Origin of the sequence: Streptomyces sp. ADMS (assembly GCF_033441795.1) — a bacterium.
Taxonomy (GTDB): Bacteria; Actinomycetota; Actinomycetes; order Streptomycetales; family Streptomycetaceae; genus Streptomyces.
Window position 1 is genome coordinate 1 of sequence record NZ_JAVFVX010000050.1, and the last position, 20,500, is coordinate 20,500.

Here is a 20,500-nt window from a genome sequence, read left to right on the forward strand (position 1 = left end):
CGCCTTGGGTGCCCTGCGGGCCGGTGTCACCTTGTGTGCCGGTGTCGCCCTGGAATCCCTGCGTGCCGGTGTCACCTTGGGTGCCGGTGTCGCCCTGGGTGCCCTGCGCACCGGTATCACCCTGAGCGCCGGTGTCGCCCTGCGTGCCCTGCGCACCGGTATCACCCTGGAACCCCTGATCGCCCTGCGGGCCGGTGTCACCCTGAGCGCCGGTGTCGCCTTGGAACCCTTGGGTGCCCTGCGCGCCGGTGTCGCCCTGATCGCCCTGCGGGCCGGTGTCACCCTGCGCACCGGTATCACCTTGGGTGCCCTGCGGGCCGGTATCGCCCTGATCGCCTTGAGCTCCCGCATCACCCTGGGCGCCTTGGCTGCCCTGAGGGCCCTGCGGACCCCCGTGGTCGTGGTGCTTGCCGCTTCCGCAAAAAGCCTCTCCTATTTCGTCCCAGTCATCATTGGGCATCGGCCACGGGTGGAGATCGGAATCGACGCTTAGTGCGCCATTCGGGCCTGGCAGCGTGAAAGGGCAATCGACACCGGGCTTCTCGCTCGCAGCGGCCAGAGCGGTCGTCGACGAGGCGAAGTTGACGACCAGGCCAAATGCTCCCGCGGCCGAAAACATGGCGGCGGCCTGGACCCATGATTTACGAAGTGACTGACGTTTCATCGCTGAACCCTCCTGCGGAGCTGGAAGCCAGTGCGCGGTCATACATCGACTTCATTGGTGCGCAGTGCTGTTGCACAGTGCTGTACCGCGCGCTGGACACCGGAGAGCCACACGACGGCATGGGGGGCGTACTCGTACTGCACTTATGCCGAATACAGCCTGCGCCGTCCCGGAATATCGCCGTACTTCATTCCGTTGGCGTACTGATTGTCCGGGCGGAATGGCTGCCGGTCGGAATACGAGGCGTGGCAGAGGCCGGCGGCGGCGTCACGGCGGACGTGGCCATCTACCTGTCCGGCGAGTCGCTGTGCGCCAGGCACACCTTGTGCGAGGGCAGCAGCCCCTTCTTCGTCATCTCGGCCAGGGATGGTGCTGCCGCGTCCCTGTCGGAGAGCAGCGGTGCGTCGGCCGGCCACTCGATGCCCAGGCTTGGATCGAGCGGTACACGCGCTTTCCTTGAAGGCCTGGGCTGCAGCGGCCTCGACGGTGAACGCCGGGCGAGGGGGGACGCGCGGGGGCCGGTAGGGTCGACGCGTGAGTAACGATGACATCACGCTGGCCGCGGGTGACGCGGAGGTGACCGTGCAGCCGGGTAACGGCGGCCGGGTCGGAGGGCTGCGCGTCGACGGAGTGGAACTGCTGCGGCAAGGAGAGCGGTTCGGCTGTTTTCCGATGGTCCCCTGGTGCGGGCGTACCCGTGACGGCCGCTTCCTCGACGGCGGCACCGTACGCCAACTCCCCCTCAACTCCCCGCCGCACGCCATCCACGGCACCGTCCGCGACGGCGCCTGGCGCGTCGCCCGTGCCACCGCCGACGAGGCCGTGATCACGTACGACCTCGTCGACCCCTGGCCCTACCCCGGCCGCGTCACGCAGGTCGTCGCGCTGACCCCGGACGTCCTCACGCTCACCATGTCCGTGGAGACGTACGGCGATTCCTTCCCGGCGCAGATCGGCTGGCACCCCTGGTTCAACCGGAACCTCGGCGGCGCGGACGCACCGGCGGAGGTCCAGGTGGCCTTCGCGCCCGCCTGGCAGGAGGAGCGCGGCGACGACCACCTCCCCACCGGGAACCGTGTCGACCCGAATCCCGGCCCCTGGGACGACTGCTTCGGCATGCCCGGCGGCGTCGACGTCACCCTCACCTGGCCGCAGCGCCTGGAGCTGAGGGTGACCAGCCCCGAGGAATGGGTCGTCGTGTACGACGAGCAGGAAGCCGCCGTGTGCGTGGAGCCGCAGACCGGCCCGCCCAACGGGCTCAACTCCCGGCCGCGTCTCGTCACGCCCATCGAGCCCCTGGAAGCCACAATGACGTGGAGCTGGCGAGCCCTCTGACGACCCCGTCTAGGCTGGCGGGCATGAGTGACGTAGACGTACGCGGCGCGCTGCTGCAGCAGATCAAGGACAAGGCCGTCGTGCACGGCAAGGTGACCCTGTCGTCGGGTCTCGAGGCCGACTACTACATCGACCTCCGCCTCGTCACCCTCGACGGGCAGGCCGCGCCGCTGGTCGGGCAGGTGCTGCTCGATCTGGCGGCGGAGGCGGGGCTCGAGTTCGACGCCGTGGGCGGGCTGACCATGGGGGCCGACCCCGTCGGGACGGCGATGATGCATGCCGCCTCCGCTCGCGGGCAGCGCCTCGACGCGTTCGTCGTGCGCAAGGCTGCCAAGGCGCACGGTATGCAGAAGCGCGTCGAGGGTCCGGGCATCGAGGGACGGCGCGTGCTGGTCGTCGAGGACACGTCCACGACCGGCGACTCGCCGCTCACCGCCGTGGCGGCCGTGCGCGAGGCCGGCGCCGAGGTGGTGGGCGTGGCGACCATCGTCGACCGGGCGACGGGCGCCGCCGAGAAGATCGAGCAGGGCGCCGGGGTGCCGTACCTCTTCGCGTACTCGAAGAGCGACCTGGGCCTGGACTGAGTACCGGACTCAGTACTGGGCGAAACGTCTGGAAAGATGGGGCCGACGATGACGTCGCTTCCCAGGTCTCGCAGCCAGGTCTAGGTCAGGGCCGTAGGTACGCAGGCAATTACGCCAGATCGCCAACCCGCACATCACGAGGAGCGGACACATGCCCATCGCAACCCCTGAGGTCTACAGCGAAATGCTTGACCGGGCAAAGGCAGGCAAGTTCGCCTACCCGGCCATCAACGTGACCTCGACCCAGACCCTGCACGCTGCCCTGCGCGGCTTCGCGGAGGCGGAGAGCGACGGCATCATCCAGATCTCGACGGGTGGTGCGGAGTTCCTCGGCGGCCAGTACAGCAAGGACATGGTCACCGGTTCCGTCGCCCTGGCCGAGTTCGCGCACATCGTCGCCGAGAAGTACCCGGTCACGGTCGCCCTGCACACGGACCACTGCCCGAAGGACAAGCTCGACGGGTACGTACGTCCGCTGCTCGCGGTCTCCGAGGAGCGCGTGAAGGCCGGCCGCAACCCGCTGTTCCAGTCCCACATGTGGGACGGTTCCGCCGAGACCCTCGCCGACAACCTCGCCATCGGGCAGGAGCTGCTGGCGCGGGCCGTCGCCGCGAAGATCATCCTTGAGGTCGAGATCACGCCGACCGGTGGCGAGGAGGACGGTGTCTCGCACGAGATCAACGACTCCCTCTACACGACCGTCGACGACGCCCTGCGTACGGTCGAGGCCCTGGGTCTCGGCGAGAAGGGCCGCTACCTGCTCGCCGCGTCCTTCGGCAACGTCCACGGCGTGTACAAGCCGGGCAACGTCGTCCTGCGCCCCGACCTCCTCAAGGAGCTGAACGAGGGCGTCGCCGCGAGGTACGGCCGGCCGGCCGGCTCCCAGCCGTTCGACTTCGTCTTCCACGGCGGCTCCGGCTCCTCGGAGGAGGAGATCGCCACCGCGCTGGAGAACGGCGTCGTGAAGATGAACCTCGACACCGACACGCAGTACGCCTTCACGCGTCCCGTCGCGGACCACATGTTCCGCAACTACGACGGCGTCCTGAAGGTCGACGGCGAGGTCGGCTCCAAGTCGACCTACGACCCGCGTACGTGGGGCAAGCTGGCCGAGGCGAGCATGGCCGCCCGTGTCGTCGAGGCCACGCAGAACCTGCGGTCCGCGGGTACGAGGATCAAGTAACCCGTCGGTCCTTCTGCGAGCCCGGCGTCTGTCTACGGCGCCGGGCTCGCTGTATACCTGGGGCATGTCCGACGTGCGGATCGCCTCACCCCAGGGCAAGCGGATTCTGCTGACCACCGTCCTCGGTTCCAGCATGGCCCTGCTGGACTCGACCGTCGTGAACGTCGCGCTGCCGCGCATCGGCCGTGATCTCGACGCCGACCTGGCCGCCCTCCAGTGGACGGTCAACGCGTACATGCTGACGCTGGCCGGGCTGATCCTGCTCGGCGGTTCGCTCGGGGACCGGTACGGCCGCCGCAGGATCTTCGTCGTCGGCGTCGTCTGGTTCGCGGTGGCCTCGCTGCTCTGCGGCCTCGCCCCGAACACGGGTGTCCTCGTCGCCGCCCGCGCGCTGCAGGGTATCGGCGGCGCTCTCCTCGTACCCGGCTCCCTGGCCCTCATCCAGGCCTCCTTCCACCCCGACGACCGGGGGCGGGCGGTCGGGCTGTGGTCGGGCTTCGGGGGCATCGGGGCGGCCGTGGGCCCCTTCCTGGGCGGCTGGCTGGTGGACGGTCCCGGGTGGCGGTGGGTGTTCCTGCTCAACGTCCCGCTGGCGCTGCTGTGCGCCCCCATCGCCGTACGGCATGTCCCCGAGTCCGGCGACGGCCGTACGGAGCACGGCCGCTTCGACGTCCTCGGCGCGGCCCTGGGGGCGCTCGCGCTCGCCCTGGTGACGTACGCGCTGATCGAGGCCAGGTCCGGCTCCGTGGCCGTGGCGCCGGCGGCGGTGGCGGGCGTCACGGCGGGCGTGGCCTTCGTGTACGTCGAGCGGCGGCGCGCCGGTGACGCGATGATGCCGCTGGACATCTTCGCCTCGCGCCAGTTCACGGCCGTCAACCTGGTCACGCTGTGCGTGTACGCGGCCTTCGGAGGCTTCTTCTTCCTCTCCGCGCTCCAGCTCCAGGTGGTGGCCGGCTACTCGGCCCTGGGCGCCGGTACGGCCCTGCTGCCGACCACCGCCCTGATGCTGCTGCTGTCGGCACGCTCGGGCGAGCTGGCGGAGCGGATCGGGCCGCGCGTGCCGCTGACGGTCGGGCCGTTGCTGTGTGCGGCGGGGATGCTGCTGATGCTGCGGGTGGGCGCGGGGGCGTCGTACGCCGCCGATGTGCTGCCCGCGGTGCTGGTGCTCGGGCTGGGCATGGTGACGCTGGTCGCGCCGCTCACGTCGAGCGTGCTGGCGTCGGTGGGGACGGAACGGGCGGGGCTGGCGAGCGGGGTGAACAACGCCGCGGCGCGGGCTGCGGGGTTGGTGGCGGTGGCGGCGTTGCCGCTGGTGACGGGGATGGGGGCGGAGGCGTACCGGTCGGGGGCGGTGTTCGACGAGGCGTTCCGGCGGGCGATGGTGGTGTGTGCGGGGGTGTTGGCGGCGGGGTCGGTGCTGGCGTTCGCGACGGTGCGGAGGCCGGGGGCGGAATGTCTGCACCCGGAGTGCCGCACGCACGGGTGCGTGACGGCTCCGCCGCTGGAGGGGGCGGGTACGGGGGCGGATGACCGGCCTTGACCTCGCCCCCGCCGCCCCTGCCCGTCCCGTCCTCGGGGGCTCCGCCCCCGAACCCCCGCTCCTCGAACTCCCCCAGGGGGGACCCTCAAGGGGCTGAAAACGGCCGGGGCGAAACAAACACCGTCCGATACCCCAGACTGGAACCCATGACCCTTCACGAAAACCTGCTCGGCGGCCCGCCCCCCACCCACCTTCCCGACTACCCCGAGCCTCGCGAACTCCTCGCGAACGGCACCGCCCCCGCCGACGTCGCCGCGAACTACCCCACCTCCTCCCTCGCCTGGGCCCAGCTCGCCGACGACGCGTTCGAGCGGGGCAGTGTCGTGGAGTCGTACGCCTACGCCCGTACCGGATACCACCGCGGCCTCGACTCCCTGCGCCGCGCCGGCTGGAAGGGGCATGGGCCTGTGCCGTGGGAGCACGAGCCGAACCGTGGCTTCCTGCGGGCCCTGCACGCCCTCGCCCGTGCCGCTGGCTCGATCGGTGAGCAGGAGGAGTACGAGCGCTGCACCCAGTTCCTGAAGGACTCCTCCGCGACGGCGGCCCAGACGCTCGGCTAGCATCCCCGCCCCACCTGCCCTCGGCCCGCCTGTGAACAGGCGGGCCTTGCGGTTTAGGGGGACGATGTGTTGGATGCCCGTGGGGACCGGGGCCCCCGTGTCGGAATTCGGCAGGGGCGGACCGCCACCCGGAGTACAACAGGAGACAGCGATGTCCCTCCAGGCTCAGCCCCCCGAGGCTTCGGAGCCCGAGACCCCGCATCTCGACTTCGCCGGTACGACGCCGTACGAGGACTATGTGCAGGCCGACGTCCTCACCCACCTCCAGCACACCCTCTCCGACGACCCCGGAGAGATGGTCTTCCTGGTGACCACCCAGGTCATGGAGCTGTGGTTCACGGTCATCGTGCACGAGTGGGAGACCGCCGCGAAGGCCCTGCGCGGGGACGACGTCCCCACCGCCGTCGCCGCGCTCAAGCGTTCCGCGCGTGAGCTGGAGGCGCTCAACGCCTCGTGGCGCCCCCTCGCCCAGCTCACCCCCGCCCAGTTCAACTCCTACCGCGCCGCCCTCGGCGAGGGCTCCGGATTCCAGTCCGCGATGTACCGGCGGATGGAGTTCCTGCTCGGCGACAAGTCCGCGTCGATGCTCGTACCGCACCGCGCCGCCCCCCGCGTGCACGCCGAGCTGGAGAAGGCGCTGCACGAACCGAGCCTGTACGACGAGGTGTTGAAGCTGCTCGCGCGGCGCGGGTACGACGTCCCGGACGCCGTCCTGTCCCGGGACGTGTCCCTGCGGTACGAGCCCTCGGTCGAGGTCGAGGCCGCCTGGACCGCCCTCTACTCGGGTGATCCCGAGGCCGAACTCGCCCGTCTCGGTGAGGCGTTGACGAACGTCGCCGAGCTGGTGTGGCGTTGGCGCAACGACCATCTCGTCGCCACCCGGCGTGCCATGGGCGCCAAGGCCGGTACCGGTGGCTCCGCCGGGGTGGCCTGGCTGGAGAAGCGGGCGCAGAAGAACGTCTTCCCCGAGCTGTGGACGGCGAGGTCCCATGTCTGAGCTGCTGCCCTCGAAGACGGAGGTCGCCGCGGAACTGGACTCGCGCGACGAACTCGCCAAGGTGCGCGCGCAGTTCGTGCTCGACTACGGCGTCACGTACCTGGACGGGAACTCGCTCGGCGCACTGCCCGCCGCCGTCCCCGGCCGGCTGGACGACGTCGTGCGCCGGGAGTGGGGCGAGCTGCGTATCCGGTCCTGGGACGAGAGCGGCTGGTGGACCGCGCCCGAGCGGATCGGTGACCGTATCGCTCCGCTGGTGGGTGCGGCGGCCGGCCAGGTCGTCGTGGGTGACTCGACAAGTGTCAATGTTTTCAAGGCACTTGTGGGAGCCGTGCGGCTGGCGGGGCCCGGCCGGGACGAGATCCTCGTCGACGCCACCACCTTTCCCACCGACGGCTACATCGCCGAGTCCGCCGCCCGGATGACCGGATGCTCCCTGCGCGCCCTCGAACCGGGCGCCGTACCAGGGGAGTTGAGCGGCCGTACAGCCGCCGTGCTGCTCAACCACGTCGACTACCGCACCGGCCGGCTGCACGACCTGCCCGCCCTCACGGCCGCGATCCACGCGTCCGGCGCCCTGGCCGTCTGGGACCTGTGCCACAGCGCGGGCGCCCTGCCGGTCGGGCTGGACGAGCACGGGGTGGACCTCGCCGTCGGGTGTACTTACAAGTACCTGAACGGCGGGCCCGGTTCGCCTGCCTACCTGTACGTCCGTCAGCAGCACCAGGAGCGGTTCGACTCCCCCCTTCCCGGCTGGACCTCGCACGCCGACCCCTTCGGCATGCGGCCCGAGTACGCCCCCGCCCCGGGTGCGACGCGCGGGCGGGTCGGTACGCCGGACGTCCTCTCCATGCTCGCCCTGGAGGCCGCACTTGAGGTCTGGGAGGGGGTCGGCATCGAGGCTGTACGGGCCAAGTCCCTCGCCCTGACCGACTTCTTCCTGGAGTGCGTCGACGAGTACGTCCCGGAGGGGCGCGTCGAGTCCGTGACGCCGGCCGCGCATGCCGAGCGGGGGAGCCAGGTCGCGCTGCGGTGCGACGACGCGGGGGACGTGATGGCGCGGCTCGTCGAGCGGGGTGTCGTCGGCGACTTCCGGCGGCCCGATGTGCTGCGTTTCGGGTTCACGCCGTTGTACGTCGGGTTCGCGGACGTGGAACGGGCGGCCCGGGTGCTGGGTGAGGTCGTCGCCGGCTGAGCCCTGTGCGGATCAGGCGACGGTCGGCGTGACGTACACGTCGGCCCTCGCCGGCGCGCGGGCCGCCTTCGCGGCGCGGGTGGCGGCCCGGACGCGGGCGGTACGGCCGTAAATGAAACAACAGGAGCGTTTTGCCTCTCACCGAGCGTCAGTTCCGCGTGTCGGCGCACGTCACGGGGCCTGATAGCGTCCCGGCAACGGCCGAATTCTCTCCAGGTCCGCCAAATCCTCCCCCAGGGCCGAAAGCCTGGGAGGTACCCCCATCGTCGCTGAGAGGTTGGAGCATGCCGGACGATGCCGTAGGACGGGAGCACGGCGCCGCAGAGGCCGCCGCTGCGGAAGAGGAGTCGGCCTTCTCGCACCCGCCCGTCGACCCCGACGCCACCGCCGCGTACGGCGACCACCCCGACCACGTGATCGACTTCTACGCCCCGCACGGCCCCGCCGCGCGGCCGGACGACGGAAGCGCGCCGCTGGTCGTCGTGTTGCACGGGGGTGCCTGGCGGGCGCCGTACGACCGCCGGCACATCACTCCGTTCGCCGGGTTCCTGGCCCGGCGCGGGTTCGCCGTGGCCAACGTGGAGTACCGGCGGGGCGGGGACGGCCCCACCGTCGCCGGGCGCTGGCCCGAGACCTTCGACGACGTCGCGGCGGCGCTGGACGCCCTGCCCGCGCTCGCCGCGGCCCACCTTCCGCAGGCCGACCCGCGCCGTATGGTCGTCACCGGGCACTCGGCGGGCGGGCACCTGGCCCTGTGGGTCGCCGCCCGGCATCTGCTGCCCGCCGACGCGCCCTGGTACCTCGACCGTTCCGCCCCGCTGCGCGGCGTGGTCGCCCTCGCCCCGGTCGCGGACTTCGGCGTCGCCGCGAAGCTGGACGTCTGCTCCGACGCCGTCCGCCAACTCCTGGGCGGGGAAGGGCACTTCGCCGAGCGTCAGCCCTACGCCGACCCGGCGCTCCTGCTCCCCACCGGCATCGCGACCACCCTCGTACAGGGGCGCGCCGACATCGACGTACCGCAGATCGTCGCAGAGTCGTACGCGGACGCGGCGGCGAAGGCCGGTGAGGTGGTCGGTCTGACGCTCCTTGAGGACGTCGGTCACTTCCCGCTGATCGACCCGGTGGCGGACGCGTGCGCGGTGGTGGCGGAGGAGATCGCACAGCTGGCGTGGTGAGTACGGGAGCGCGCGAGTACATACCGGAAACGCCCTGGTCGTACTCGTGGACGTCCCCCGGCGGGCGCCGTAGTACCTGAGACGGAGGGCCGAGAACCCCTCTCACTGCTGACGACCGCGGCCCGTCCGCCGCCTACCGTGCTGTATGTGACTGAGACGACCCACACGCAGACGAACCCCGGGCCGAAGCCGACGGGCGACGGCCTGTCGCGGAGACCCGAGTTCCGGCTGGCCATGGACGCCCTGGCGGGGCTGCGCGAGGACCTGTTCGACGACCCCTTCGCACACCGCCCACTGCCCCCGGGGAACAGGACCGGCCGGATCGCCCGGCGGCTGCCCCGGTGCGCGGTCTGGACGCCGCACGCCATGGTGGGCGCGGCCGGGCTGCTGGCCGCGCTCGTCGCCTTCGCCGACAGCTGGGGGCAGGAGCTGGTGGCGCTCGCGATGGCGTTCCTCGGGCTGGGCCCGGTGCTGCTGACGCTGGTCAGGCCGGTCGGGGCCTTCTGGTTCTCCATGGCCGCGACCCCGATCGTCGCCACGGTCGGCCACACCTGGAGCCAGTGGCCCTGGCTGCCGTCGAGTTTCGTCACCCACCTGGTGGTGCTGACGGTCGTCGCCGCCCGGACCCGGCCGCGTACGGCCGCCTGGATGTGGGCGCTGACGGCGGCGTACGCCGTGTTCGCCGAGGTTTTCCTCGGCAGCCAGAACTCCACCAACAGCGTGTCCTTTCTCTTCATCTCCGCGCTGGCGCTGCTCGTGGTGAGCATGCGGCAGGTGCGCCGGGCCGCCGAGCAGGAGGTGACCGCCCAGCAGACGGTGACCGCGCACGAGCGTTCCAGGCGCACGCTGCTGGAGGAGCGCACGACCATCGCGCGTGAGCTGCACGACGTCGTCGCGCACCACATGTCGGTCGTCGCCATCCAGGCGGAGGCGGCGCCCTACCGGGTGGAGAACCCGCCCGAGGAGCTGACGAAGGCCTTCGCGACGATCCGCGAGAACGCGGTGGCCGCGCTCAACGAACTCCGCCGGGTCCTGGGCGTCGTACGCGCGGAGGACCACGAGGCTCCCGACGCCCCGCAGCCCACCCTGGCCGACCTCGACGGACTGCTCGCGAACGTGCGTGAGGCGGGCCTCTCCGTCGACAACGCGGTGGTGGGCGCGGTACGTGAACTCCCGCAGGGCGTCGAGCTGTCGGCGTACCGGATCGTGCAGGAGGCGCTGAGCAACACGCTTCGGCACGCACCGGGCGCGAGCGCGCGGGTGGAGATCGCTTATGTGCTGGGTGGGTTGAGCCTGTGGATAGTCAACGGCCGGGCGGCGGAGGTGTCGTTCGTGAAGTCGACGCCGACGCAGGGCGCGGGGCAGGGCCTCACGGGGATGCGCGAGCGAGTCTCCATGCTCGGCGGCGAGATGACGGCGGCCCCGGCGGCCGACGGGGGCTACGAGGTCAGGGTCTTCCTCCCGGTCGCGAGCGCCACCGAGGAGAACGGAGCGGGAGAGGCATGACCACCCGTACGATCCGCGTACTGGTCGCGGACGACCAGGTGATGGTCCGCGAGGGCTTCTCCGTACTGCTCAACGCGATGCCGGACATCGAGGTGGTCGGCGAGGCGGTGAACGGCCGCGAGGCGGTGGAGCGGGTGCGTGAACTCGCCCCGGACGTCGTCCTGATGGACATCCGGATGCCCGAACTGAACGGTATCGAGGCGACCCGGGAGATCGTCGCGGCGGACGGCACGGCGAAGGTGCTGGTGCTGACGACGTTCGACCTCGACGAGTACGTGTACCAGGCGCTGCGCGCGGGCGCGTCGGGCTTTCTGCTGAAGGACGCGTCGGCGCGCCAACTGGCCGACGCGGTAAGGGTGGTGGCGGCCGGTGAGGCGCTGCTCGCTCCCTCGGTCACCCGGCGCCTGATCACGGAGTTCTCGAAACTCTCCGAGGCGCCGCGCATCGTGCCGGGCGCGCAGGCGGCGTACGGTGACCTGACCGACCGGGAGACCGAGGTACTGGTGCTCATCGCGCACGGTCTGTCGAACGTGGAGATCGCGCGCCGGCTGGTGGTCGCCGAGTCGACGGTCAAGACGCACGTCAGCCGCATCCTGGTGAAACTTGGGCTGCGGGACCGTACGCAGGCGGCGGTGTTGGCGTACGAGGCGCGGTTGGTGACGCCGCGGTGAGACACGGCGGGCCAGGGCGGGCCAGGGCGGCGACCGCGGTGACACGGACGTCGCGGTGGCGATGACCGCGCCCGTGGCGCGGACGTGGTGGTGGTGGTCTCGTGCGTGACACGGACCGGCGTCGACGACGGCCACCGTGGTCGGACGTGGTCGGACATGGTCGGACGTGGTCAGGCGCGGTCGGGTGCGGTCAGGGTCATCTGCGCCCGAGATAGACCCGCAACGCCCGCTGCAGCACCTTGCCCTGGCTGCCCACCGGCAGTTCCCACTCCCCGAGGTACTCCACGGGCCGGCCGCCGGCCCCCGTCTTGAAGTGGAGCCGGCCGAGCAGGCGGTCCTCGGTGAGGGCGGGGGTGATGGAGCGCAGGTCGTACGTCTCGACGCCCGCCGACCGCGCGTCACACAGCATGCGCCACAACAGCGCGCTGCTGGGCCGCAGTTGACGCCCGCGACGGCCGGACGCGGCGTACGAGTGCCAGGCACGGGAGCCGACGTTGATCATGAGGGCACCGGAGAGCGCCTCGCCCTCGTACTCGGCGAGGTAGAGGCGCAGCCGGTCGTCGTCCTCGGCGTTCAGGGCCCTCCACATGCGTCGGAAGTAGTCCAGCGGGCGGGCCTTGAAGCCGTCGTGGGCGGCGGTCGCGGTGTACAGGCGGTGGAAGTCGGGCAGGTCGGCGTCCGACACCCAGGAGACCCGGACGTCGGCCGACTCGGCTGTGCGCAGGGACTGTTCCCAGTGCGGGGCGAGGGCGTCGCGAAGGTCGTCCTCGGAGCGGCCCGCCAACGGGATGTGGCAGCCGTAGCGCGGCTGACCGAGGCCGAACCCGTTGCCGTCGTCCTCCTCGCACGGCCGCCACCCGAGCCGCCGCAGCCGCTCCGCGGCGTCGAGCGCGTATCCGTCGATGCCGGCCGCGGGGAGGTCGCGCAGATGACGTACGCCGGGGTCGGCGATGCCCGCCGTGACGGTGGCCGCGTCCCAGTGACGTACGACCAGGGGCGGCCCGATGCGTACCGAGAACGCCCCGATCCGCTCCAGATGGGCTATGAGCGGGTCCAGCCAGCGCTCCAGGCGGGGGGTCCGCCAGTCGATCGCGGGTCCGTCGGGAAGGTACGCGAGGTAGCGCCGTGTCCCGGGCAGCGGCCGGTACAGGACGAGTGCCGCCGCGACCATCGCATCGCCCGTAGCCCCGCCCGTAGCCCCGCCCGTCTCCCCGCCCGTTTCCTCGCCCTCGAACCAGCCGATGCTCTCGGGCAGCCAGTCGGGCTTCACGCCGCCCCACTCGGGGATCTGGAGATGGCTCGCGTCGGGAGACTGCCGCAGGTGGGCAAGATGCTCCTCGCGCGTGATCTCCCGCACGTACAGGCTGGTCATGGGTGGGGTACTCCTGTTCGGGGGCGGCCACCCTAAGCCGGGGATCACCGGACGGGTCAAGAGTTCACGGTCTCTCCGTATCCCAGCCGGGCCCGGTGTACCGGACGGGCAGTACAGGCGAAGGGCCGCCGACGGCCACCCGAACTCCGCCTTCCGGCAGCGTGCCGTACGGTGAGACATCCCTGGTCAGATGGGGGTGGCTCGGGCTAGCGTCCGTGCATGGCAGCTGCTTCCGACCTCGCTTTCGACCCCTGGGACCCGGCGTTCGTCGCGGACCCGTATCCCGCGTACGCCGAACTGCGCGCCCGGGGCAGGGCCGTGTACTACGAACCCACGAACCAGTGGCTGGTACCGCACCACGCGGACGTCTCGGCGCTGCTGCGCGACCGCCGCCTCGGCCGCACCTACCAGCACCGCTTCACCCACGAGGACTTCGGCCGCACGGCACCCCCGCGGGAACACGAGCCGTTCCACACCCTCAACGACCACGGCATGCTGGATTTGGAGCCGCCGGACCACACCCGTATCCGACGGCTGGTCTCGAAGGCGTTCACCCCGCGCACGGTGGAGGGCCTGAAGCCGTACGTGGAGCAGCTGGCGGAGGAGCTGGTGGCCGGCCTGGTGAAGGCGGGTGGCGGCGACCTGCTGACGGACGTGGCGGAGCCGCTGCCGGTGGCGGTGATCGCGGAGATGCTGGGCATCCCGGAGGGCGACCGGGCGCCGCTGCGTCCCTGGTCGGCGGACATCTGCGGCATGTACGAGCTGAGCCCGTCCGAGGACACGGCGGCCAGGGCGGTACGCGCGTCGGAGGAGTTCACGGAGTATCTGCGGCAGCTGATCGCGGCCCGGCGCAGGGAGCCCGGCGAGGATCTGGTCTCGGGCCTGATCGCCGCGTACGACGAGGGCGACCGCCTGACGGAACAGGAAATGATCTCGACGTGCGTACTGCTGCTCAACGCGGGCCACGAGGCGACGGTCAACGCGACGGTGAACGGCTGGTGGGCGCTGTTCCGGAACCCGGCCCAGCTGGCGGCGCTGCGCGCGGACCACTCGCTGATCCCGTCCGCCGTGGAGGAGCTGATGCGGTACGACACCCCGCTCCAGCTCTTCGAGCGGTGGGTGCTGGACGACATCGAGATCGACGGGACGGTGATCCCGAGGGGGAGCGAGGTGGCGCTGCTCTTCGGCTCGGCCAACCATGACCCGGAGGTCTTCGCCGATGCCGGGGCGCTGGACCTGACGCGGCCGGAGAACCCTCACATCTCGTTCAGCGCGGGGATCCACTACTGCATCGGGGCTCCGCTGGCGCGGATCGAACTGGCGGCGTCGATGGGGGCGCTGCTGAGGGGAGCGCCGACGCTGGGGTTGACGGCGGAGCCGGTTCGGAAGCCGAACTTCGTGATCAGGGGGCTGGAGGGGCTGCGCGTCGAGACCTGAGCCGGGATCCGACGCCCCGCAGGGCCGCCCAGACGCCCAGGCGGCGGTGGTCCCGGCGAGGATCAGCAACGGCCCGGAGGGGAGTCGGCCGGTCCGACAGCGTCTCCTGCACGGTCACACGGTTTACCGGCGGCGGGTGCGGACGTGCCGCTGCCTGGCGGCCTGGACTTCGGGGGGCGCGTGCAAGATGCTGGAAGTACGGATGCCGGGCTGACCGGCGTCGCACCTGGAGGTGTGCGGTGGACTGGTGGTTGTGGCTCGTCGTCGCCGGGGTACTGGCGGTGGTGGCGGCTGGGACGATGCTGGGCATCCAGGCCCGACGTCGGTCCGGCGGTGTGATCGCGGTGCGGCGCGGCCGGGGCCGGGCGGGCAAGAAGGGGGCGTCATGAGCACGCTGATGCTGGCTTCGGAGATCGGTAAACGTCCCGTGGTCACCTTGTCCGGCGAGGCGGTCGCACAGGTCAAGGACATTGTCTTCGAGGGCCGTGCGGGCCGGGTGTCGGGCTTCACGCTGAGCGGGCGAGGCATTTTCTCGGGCCCCAAGCGCCAGGCTCTGCCATGGGCGGCGGTGACGGCCCTGGGCCCTCACGCGGTGATGGTCCGTGAGGAGGCGGCGTTCGAGGCCCGGAGCGAGGTCGTCGACCGCGGTGAGGCGGCAGGCGGGGACGTGCTGGGCTCGCGGGTGCTGAGCGACGCCGGTACGGACCTGGGAAAGGTCACGGACGTGGTCATCGAGGTGACCGCGACCGCGGCCGCCGTCGCCGGCTATCAGATCGCCTCGAGTGAGGCGCTCGGCCGCCAGGAGCGCACGGTGTACATCCCGCTGGCGGAGACCGTCGCGGTCTCCGGCGAGGCGCTGGTGATCCCCGCCGCGGCGACCGACTTCGTCGCCGATGACCTGCCCGGTTTCACCGGTATGGTCCAGGCGTTCCGCGCCCACGTGAAGGAGGCGTGATGCTGTTCTCCCAGATCTCCGGCCTGCCGGTGGTGGACACCGCCGAGGCTCACCATGTCGGCGTGGTCGACGGGCTCGTCCTCGCCGCCCACCCGCCGCGGGTCCTCGCTCTGCGACTGAAGAAGGCCGGCCGGTCCGGCTCCTTCCTCACCTGGGAGAACGTCCAGGCCATCGGCCACGACGCGGTCATGGCCCGCACCCATGCCCTGCAGGACGCCGACGACGATCTCGCCGCCCCCGCCGCCGTCTGCAAGGACCTGATCGGCCGCCGCATCCTCACCCACCAGGGCGCCGAGGTAGGCACCTTCCAGGACATCGACATCGACACCGGAACCGGAGCGGTCCTGACCGTGCACAGCGCCAACGACCACCACCCCGGTGCCGCGCTGACCGGCATCGGCTCCTACGCCCTCGTCATCACCACGGGGTCCTGACCCGACACCTGTTCCGCGGCGCCGAGTCGACGGGCGCTGCCCGGACAGAGCGGGCTCCCTCGTCTTCTGGATGTCCGCTGGGAGGCGCGCCCCGCTTCCGATGGCCGTAGGCCGGAGCGGCGGTCAGCGATCGGCGTCGTGAACGCGGAGATCGGGAGAGCGCGCCCCTGCGGTTTCTCGCGGGGGCGGGACTGGGGATTGACGGGGGTCGAGGAGGGCCGTGTTGACGGTGGAGGTCCACCGTTCGTACCAGGTTCCCTGGTCCCGGCGCAGCAGGACTGTCAGTCCTGGGCCGCCCCAGATGAGGACAGCTGCGAGCAGGGTGAGGTGCGGGAGCAGGCGACCGGCGAGTTCGGAGAACTCGAGCGACCCGGTGTGGTGGGCAAGGGCGGTCCAGGCCAGGGCGAGGGGGCAGTACACGATCCAGGAGCGCAGGGTGAGGCACAGCGGACCTGCTCGGGTGCCGTCGGGTCGGGTGAGGTGCAGGAGTACGGCCCGTTTGCCGGGAGTGGTCGCGAAGACGGCCGGCAGCAGCCAGAACCAGACCAGCCCGAGGGCGGCGCCGATCGGCAGCGCGTGGTGCCGGCCGGTGTGCCAGGAGGTGGCGACGGCGAGCAGACCGGTGGCCAGTGTCCAGACGATGAGCCAGCCGGCCAGGTCGGTGAGGAAGGCGAAGAGCCGTCGGGAGAGGGTGACGCGCCATGCGTAGCGGCGGCGTTCGCGGTCGGGGTCGTTGACAGGCAGCAGGCGGATGAGAGGGCCGGCGGCGATCCACCCCAGGGCCGCGCCGGCGGTGTTGAGCATGAGGTCGTCCACGTTGAACTGCCGGTAGGGGCAGGCGTAGACGAACCACAGACCGGTGTACTGGGTGGTTTCGAAGAACAGGGAGGTGACGAAAGCCGCGGACGTCGCACGGATCAGCCGCTGCCGCAGGTAGTAACGGAGATAGACGCCCAGCGGCAGGAGCAGCACGGCGTTGAGCAGCGTGGTCCAGGTAGGGGCGAGATGCGCCAGCGCACCGGGTGACCAGTTGCCGCCACCTGCCGAGGAGATCGCGGCGTGGAAGGCGAAGGGCTCCAACTGCGGTTCTGCGGCGTAGTGGACGGAGGCGCAGTGGTCGCTTGTGTCGGCGGGCAGCGGCATCACCGTCTGCAGCAGCGCGGCGAGCAGGTAGAAGACGAAGCTGTAGAACACGAGAACCGGCCAGCCCCCTGCCCGGCCGCGCCTGCGGTACCCGCGGACTGCGGCCGGTCCCAGGATCACCGCGGCGACGAGTGGGAACAAGGTGACTGCGGCCTCGACGGGCAACAGGTAGGTGCGGAACACGGCATGCGCTTTCTGCGGCTGACGGACGACCTGCTCCGCCGCGGACTGCGGGAAGCAGGTGGCACGGCGAAACGGCCGACCCGAAACGGGCAGGCCAGGCCCGGAGAGCTCGATGTGCGTGCCGGATGCCAGAGTAGGGCCCGCGCAGACCGTCGACACGCACAACCACGGGAACGCATGCACCGGATGACCCGTCCCGACCATGCGCGGGAGCAGTGTGGAGTCGAAGTCCAGGACCAGGCCGGGCTGGACTGCTACCGCATCGCCTGCGAACTGCGCGGCGCGCAGCACCGCCGGTGTTACGTGCTCAGGTCCCGCCTCCGCAGCCCGGCCAGCCCCGCCGAAACGAGCCCCACCGCCACGCCCGTGAGCAGCAGCACCGCCGTCCAGCTCATCTCCCCGCCCGGCAGCTTCGGCAGATGCCCGAACGGCGACAGATCCAGCACCCCCTGCGGTACGTCAAGCGCCGGCCCGATCCACCCCACCAGCAGGGCGAACCCCGCAACACCCCAGGCCCCGACCGACAGTTGGGGCGACACCCCGTGCAGCAGGACCGCCAGTCCGCCCAGCACCCACACCGCCGGGACCTGCACCAGGCTCGCCCCGAGGACCGGGCCCAACCCCTCCCCGTACCCGAGTGCCAGGCCCAGGCCGCTCAGCAGCAGGATCAACACCGCGCCGCCGAAGGCGATCACCAGGTGCCCGCCTGCCCATCGCAACCGGCCCACCGCGTTCGCGAGGATCGGCTCCGCCCGCTGTGACGTCTCCTCTGCGTGCAGCCGGAGTACCGACGAGACGATGTACAGCGCGGCCACCATGCCGAACATGCCGGCCATCGTGGCCAGGAACGCGTCCTCGATGCCCGACTGGCCGCCCATCCGCTCGATGATCTCCCGCGTCTTGTCGTTGCCGCCGACCAGGTCCGCCGCGCCCTTCGTCAGCCCGCCGAAGGCGATCCCCGCCGCGAAGAACCCGATACTCCAGCCGAGGACGGCGCCCCGTTGCAACCGCCAGGCCAGCGCGCCCGCCGTGCCCAGACGGCCGGTCGCCGGGCCGGGGCGCGTCGCGATGAAGCTCATGCCGACGTCCCGGCGGCCCGCCAACTCGTAGGCCAGGTACCCCTGGACGGCTGCGGCGACCGCGAACAGCGCCAGCACCCACCACCGTTCGTCCGCGAACGGCCGTACGTTCTCCAGCCAGCCGATCGGTGAGATCCAGGTCAGCGGTGACGAACCGTCGTCCGTCGCCGAGTCGCCCGCCGCGCGCAGCACGAACGCCACGCCGAGCAGCCCGCCGGTCAGGCCCTTCGCCAGCCGCGCGCTCTCCGTGAACTGGGCGACGATCGCCGCCAGGGTGGCGAACGCCGTTCCCACGCCCGCGATGCCCAGGCCCAGGGCCAGCGCACCCGACGCGCCCTGGCCCGCCAGCCCGCCCGTGATCAGCAGCGCCAGGGCGACGTTGGCCACCACGGCGGTGAGCAGGGCCGCCGTCAGCGGGGCCCGGCGGCCCACCATCGCCGACGAGATCAGTTCCTGACGTCCGCTCTCCTCCTCGTCGCGGGTGTGCCGTACGACGACGAGCAGGCTCATGATGGCGGCGAGGATCGCCGCGAAGCCGCCGATGCGCCAGGCGGTCAGGCCGCCGATCGAGTCGCTGAACACCGGTCCGTACGTGGCCCGAAGGGAGTTGTTGGCGAGTATCTGGCGGGCGATGTCGGCGCGTTCGGCGGGGGTGGAGTACACGCTCTCCAGGGAGCCCGGGAGAGAGAGGACCATGAGGGCCGTCACCGCCACCCAGACCGGGATCATCACCCGGTCGCGGCGCAGGTTGAACCTCAACAGCGTTCCGGTGCCCGCCAGTTGGCGGGCTCCTGGCGAACGAACCGCGAAGGGCGTGGTCGTTGTCGCGGTCATCGGGGCAGTGTCTCCTCGGCCAGGACGTCCTGGTAGTGGCGCAGGAACAGTTCCTCCAGCGTCGGTGGCGTCGACCTCAGCGACCGTACGCCCGACTCGGTGAGCGAGCGCAGCACTGCGTCCAACTTGTCTGTGTCGACCTGGAGTTGGACCCGTTTCCCCTGTACGTCGAGGTCGTGGACGCCGGGGAGGTGTGCCAACCCGTTCGGTACGCCCGCCAGGTCTGCCGTGATGCTCGTCCGCGTGAGGTGGCGCAGGTCGGCGAGGGAGCCGGTCTGGACGGTTCGGCCCCTGCGGATGATGCTGACCCGGTCGCACAGCTCCTCGACCTCGCTGAGGATGTGGGAGGAGAGCAGGATCGTACGGCCCCTGTCCCGCTCCTCCTGCACGCAGCGCTGGAAGACCTCCTCCATCAACGGGTCGAGGCCGGAGGTCGGTTCGTCGAGGATCAGCAGGTCCACGTCCGACGCGAACGCCGCTACCAGCGCCACCTTCTGGCGGTTGCCCTTCGAGTACGTGCGGCCCTTCTTCGTCGGGTCCAGCTCGAACCGGTCGATCAGGTCCGTCCGGCGCCCCTTGTCGAGTCCGCCGCCGCGCAGCCGGCCGTACAGGTCGATGACCTCGCCGCCCGAGAGGTTGCGCCACAGGGTGACGTCGCCGGGGACGTACGCGATCCGGCGGTGCAGCTCGACCGCGTCCGCCCAGGGGTCCCGGTTCAGGATCCGCGCGGCGCCCGAGTCTGCGCGCAGCAGGCCGAGGAGGACGCGGATGGTGGTGGACTTTCCGGAGCCGTTGGGGCCGAGGAAGCCGTGCACTTCGCCGGTCTCCACGGTCAGGTCGAGACCGTCCAGAGCGTGCGTCCTGCCGAACGACTTGTGGAGTCCTGACACCTCAACAGCGTGGCTGGCCTTCGTCATGCTCCGAAAGTACGCTTGCTTCAGAAATTTGTGAAGTTAAGGAAGCGTATGAATGGTGGTTACACTCTGCGTATGACGGAACCGGTTGCGGCGGAGAGTGGGCGTGACCCCGAAGCGGTGTCGAAGTTCGTCGAAAGTTTCGCCGCCCAGCTCGTCGAGGCCGGGATGCAGCGCATGGCGGCCCGTGTCTTCGCCGCGCTGCTCGCCTCCGACGCCGGTGCCCTGACCTCCGCCGAGCTCGGCGAACAGCTCCAGGTCAGCCCGGCCGCCGTCTCCGGCGCCGTGCGCTATCTGTCCCAGGTGCACATGGTCTCGCGGGAGCGTGAACCCGGTTCACGTCGCGAGCGGTACCGGGTGCACAGCGACCAGTGGTACGAGGCGATGACCAACCGCGATGCCATCCTCAAGCGCTGGGGGCAGACCCTGCGCGTCGGCGTCGACAGCCTCGGTGCCGAGACGCCCGGCGGCCGGCGCATCGCCGAGACGCTCGCCTTCTTCGAGTACCTGGAGGGCGAACTCACCACGCTGATGGACCGGTGGCGGGAGGAACGCGCCAGAACCTCCGGCCAGGGATAGCGGCCCGAAGGGGCGCGGGCTGTGTCGACCTGCGGCTCCGCCGCGGGGCGCGACCGGCCACGGCCGGCCCCGCAGTTCCCTGCGGCGGTTCCCCGCGCCCCTTCCCCGCGCCCCTTCCCTGCGACGGTTCCCGTGGCGCTTCCCTGCGATGGTGCCTGCG

The 20,500-nt window shown here is 71.1% G+C and carries 19 protein-coding genes and 1 pseudogene; 16 read left to right on the top strand and 4 right to left on the bottom strand.

What is annotated here, in order from left to right; translation table 11 throughout:
* From RB628_RS22045 to RB628_RS22095, 11 genes and pseudogenes are all read left to right on the top strand, one after another.
* Positions 1–493, top strand: a pseudogene (locus RB628_RS22045) (hypothetical protein); the annotation flags it as partial.
* Positions 494–1,198: 705 nt separating this feature from the next.
* The gene (locus RB628_RS22050) at positions 1,199–1,999 is read left to right on the top strand and encodes an aldose 1-epimerase (protein WP_318322229.1); all 801 of its coding nucleotides are present in this window, start codon (positions 1,199–1,201) and stop codon (positions 1,997–1,999) included.
* A 23-nt stretch (positions 2,000–2,022) separates the two neighbouring features.
* Positions 2,023–2,583 carry an orotate phosphoribosyltransferase gene (gene pyrE, locus RB628_RS22055; protein WP_318322230.1) on the top strand — a complete coding sequence of 187 codons (561 nt, stop codon included), beginning with the start codon at positions 2,023–2,025 and terminating at the stop codon, positions 2,581–2,583.
* A gap of 151 nt (positions 2,584–2,734) precedes the next feature.
* Complete coding sequence (fbaA, locus tag RB628_RS22060; RefSeq protein WP_318322231.1) at positions 2,735–3,766, top strand: class II fructose-bisphosphate aldolase; 1,032 nt, start codon at positions 2,735–2,737, stop codon at positions 3,764–3,766.
* A gap of 64 nt (positions 3,767–3,830) precedes the next feature.
* A complete protein-coding gene (locus RB628_RS22065) occupies positions 3,831–5,306 on the top strand; it encodes an MFS transporter (protein WP_318322232.1) in 1,476 nt (491 codons plus the stop codon).
* A 146-nt stretch (positions 5,307–5,452) separates the two neighbouring features.
* Positions 5,453–5,866, top strand: coding sequence for a DUF3151 domain-containing protein (locus RB628_RS22070; protein ID WP_318322233.1), 414 nt, complete (start codon positions 5,453–5,455; stop codon positions 5,864–5,866).
* Between the two features lie 151 nt (positions 5,867–6,017).
* The gene (locus tag RB628_RS22075; RefSeq protein ID WP_318322234.1) at positions 6,018–6,863 is read left to right on the top strand and encodes a tryptophan 2,3-dioxygenase family protein; all 846 of its coding nucleotides are present in this window, start codon (positions 6,018–6,020) and stop codon (positions 6,861–6,863) included.
* Entirely contained in the window at positions 6,856–8,058 is a 1,203-nt protein-coding gene (gene kynU, locus RB628_RS22080; protein WP_318322235.1) for a kynureninase, read from the top strand. Before RB628_RS22075 ends, kynU begins: the two co-directional genes overlap by 8 nt.
* A 284-nt stretch (positions 8,059–8,342) precedes the next feature.
* Positions 8,343–9,233, top strand: coding sequence for an alpha/beta hydrolase (locus RB628_RS22085; RefSeq protein WP_318322236.1), 891 nt, complete (start codon positions 8,343–8,345; stop codon positions 9,231–9,233).
* 147 nt (positions 9,234–9,380) lie between these two features.
* Positions 9,381–10,739, top strand: coding sequence for a sensor histidine kinase (locus tag RB628_RS22090; RefSeq protein WP_318322237.1), 1,359 nt, complete (start codon positions 9,381–9,383; stop codon positions 10,737–10,739).
* Positions 10,736–11,410, top strand: a complete 675-nt coding sequence (locus RB628_RS22095; RefSeq protein WP_318322238.1) for a response regulator transcription factor — start codon at positions 10,736–10,738, stop codon at positions 11,408–11,410. Before RB628_RS22090 ends, RB628_RS22095 begins: the two co-directional genes overlap by 4 nt.
* Before the next feature lie 196 nt (positions 11,411–11,606).
* Here RB628_RS22095 and RB628_RS22100 read toward each other — a convergent pair whose 3' ends face one another.
* On the bottom strand, positions 11,607–12,782 hold the full coding sequence (locus tag RB628_RS22100; protein WP_318322239.1) for a lipid II:glycine glycyltransferase FemX: 1,176 nt from the start codon (positions 12,780–12,782) through the stop codon (positions 11,607–11,609).
* 219 nt (positions 12,783–13,001) lie between these two features.
* Here RB628_RS22100 and RB628_RS22105 point away from each other — a divergent pair, with 219 nt between their 5' ends.
* From RB628_RS22105 to RB628_RS22120, 4 genes are all read left to right on the top strand, one after another.
* A complete protein-coding gene (locus tag RB628_RS22105; RefSeq protein WP_318322240.1) occupies positions 13,002–14,219 on the top strand; it encodes a cytochrome P450 in 1,218 nt (405 codons plus the stop codon).
* Positions 14,220–14,458: 239 nt separating this feature from the next.
* Positions 14,459–14,608 carry a hypothetical protein gene (locus tag RB628_RS22110; RefSeq protein WP_318322241.1) on the top strand — a complete coding sequence of 50 codons (150 nt, stop codon included), beginning with the start codon at positions 14,459–14,461 and terminating at the stop codon, positions 14,606–14,608.
* Entirely contained in the window at positions 14,605–15,174 is a 570-nt protein-coding gene (locus RB628_RS22115; RefSeq protein ID WP_318322242.1) for a PRC-barrel domain-containing protein, read from the top strand. Before RB628_RS22110 ends, RB628_RS22115 begins: the two co-directional genes overlap by 4 nt.
* Positions 15,174–15,608 (top strand): hypothetical protein, encoded by a 435-nt coding sequence (locus RB628_RS22120; RefSeq protein WP_318322243.1) that lies wholly within the window; start codon positions 15,174–15,176, stop codon positions 15,606–15,608. Before RB628_RS22115 ends, RB628_RS22120 begins: the two co-directional genes overlap by 1 nt.
* A 123-nt stretch (positions 15,609–15,731) precedes the next feature.
* Here RB628_RS22120 and RB628_RS22125 read toward each other — a convergent pair whose 3' ends face one another.
* The 3 genes from RB628_RS22125 to RB628_RS22135 all read right to left on the bottom strand — a co-directional run bounded on the left by RB628_RS22125 (position 15,732) and on the right by RB628_RS22135 (position 19,764).
* The gene (locus RB628_RS22125; RefSeq protein WP_318322245.1) at positions 15,732–16,934 is read right to left on the bottom strand and encodes a VanZ family protein; all 1,203 of its coding nucleotides are present in this window, start codon (positions 16,932–16,934) and stop codon (positions 15,732–15,734) included.
* Positions 16,935–17,233: 299 nt separating this feature from the next.
* On the bottom strand, positions 17,234–18,847 hold the full coding sequence (locus tag RB628_RS22130; RefSeq protein ID WP_318322246.1) for an ABC transporter permease: 1,614 nt from the start codon (positions 18,845–18,847) through the stop codon (positions 17,234–17,236).
* Positions 18,844–19,764: an ABC transporter ATP-binding protein gene (locus tag RB628_RS22135; protein WP_318322247.1), complete on the bottom strand. Its 921-nt coding sequence runs from the start codon at positions 19,762–19,764 to the stop codon at positions 18,844–18,846. The genes RB628_RS22130 and RB628_RS22135 overlap by 4 nt, the downstream gene beginning before the upstream one ends.
* A gap of 72 nt (positions 19,765–19,836) precedes the next feature.
* On the opposite strand from RB628_RS22135, the gene RB628_RS22140 reads away from it, so the two are divergent.
* Positions 19,837–20,340, top strand: coding sequence for a GbsR/MarR family transcriptional regulator (locus RB628_RS22140; protein WP_318322248.1), 504 nt, complete (start codon positions 19,837–19,839; stop codon positions 20,338–20,340).
* Positions 20,341–20,500: the final 160 nt, after the last annotated feature.

Coding starts and splice junctions, on each gene's coding strand:
- RB628_RS22130 (WP_318322246.1), bottom strand. CDS start 18,847: ATGACCGCGACAACGACCACGCCCTTCGCGGTTCGTTCGCCAGGAGCC.
- RB628_RS22140 (WP_318322248.1), top strand. CDS start 19,837: ATGACGGAACCGGTTGCGGCGGAGAGTGGGCGTGACCCCGAAGCGGTG.
- RB628_RS22105 (WP_318322240.1), top strand. CDS start 13,002: ATGGCAGCTGCTTCCGACCTCGCTTTCGACCCCTGGGACCCGGCGTTC.
- RB628_RS22135 (WP_318322247.1), bottom strand. CDS start 19,764: ATGACGAAGGCCAGCCACGCTGTTGAGGTGTCAGGACTCCACAAGTCG.
- RB628_RS22075 (WP_318322234.1), top strand. CDS start 6,018: ATGTCCCTCCAGGCTCAGCCCCCCGAGGCTTCGGAGCCCGAGACCCCG.
- kynU (WP_318322235.1), top strand. CDS start 6,856: ATGTCTGAGCTGCTGCCCTCGAAGACGGAGGTCGCCGCGGAACTGGAC.
- RB628_RS22065 (WP_318322232.1), top strand. CDS start 3,831: ATGTCCGACGTGCGGATCGCCTCACCCCAGGGCAAGCGGATTCTGCTG.
- pyrE (WP_318322230.1), top strand. CDS start 2,023: ATGAGTGACGTAGACGTACGCGGCGCGCTGCTGCAGCAGATCAAGGAC.
- RB628_RS22120 (WP_318322243.1), top strand. CDS start 15,174: ATGCTGTTCTCCCAGATCTCCGGCCTGCCGGTGGTGGACACCGCCGAG.
- RB628_RS22115 (WP_318322242.1), top strand. CDS start 14,605: ATGAGCACGCTGATGCTGGCTTCGGAGATCGGTAAACGTCCCGTGGTC.
- RB628_RS22095 (WP_318322238.1), top strand. CDS start 10,736: ATGACCACCCGTACGATCCGCGTACTGGTCGCGGACGACCAGGTGATG.
- RB628_RS22100 (WP_318322239.1), bottom strand. CDS start 12,782: ATGACCAGCCTGTACGTGCGGGAGATCACGCGCGAGGAGCATCTTGCC.
- fbaA (WP_318322231.1), top strand. CDS start 2,735: ATGCCCATCGCAACCCCTGAGGTCTACAGCGAAATGCTTGACCGGGCA.
- RB628_RS22085 (WP_318322236.1), top strand. CDS start 8,343: ATGCCGGACGATGCCGTAGGACGGGAGCACGGCGCCGCAGAGGCCGCC.
- RB628_RS22070 (WP_318322233.1), top strand. CDS start 5,453: ATGACCCTTCACGAAAACCTGCTCGGCGGCCCGCCCCCCACCCACCTT.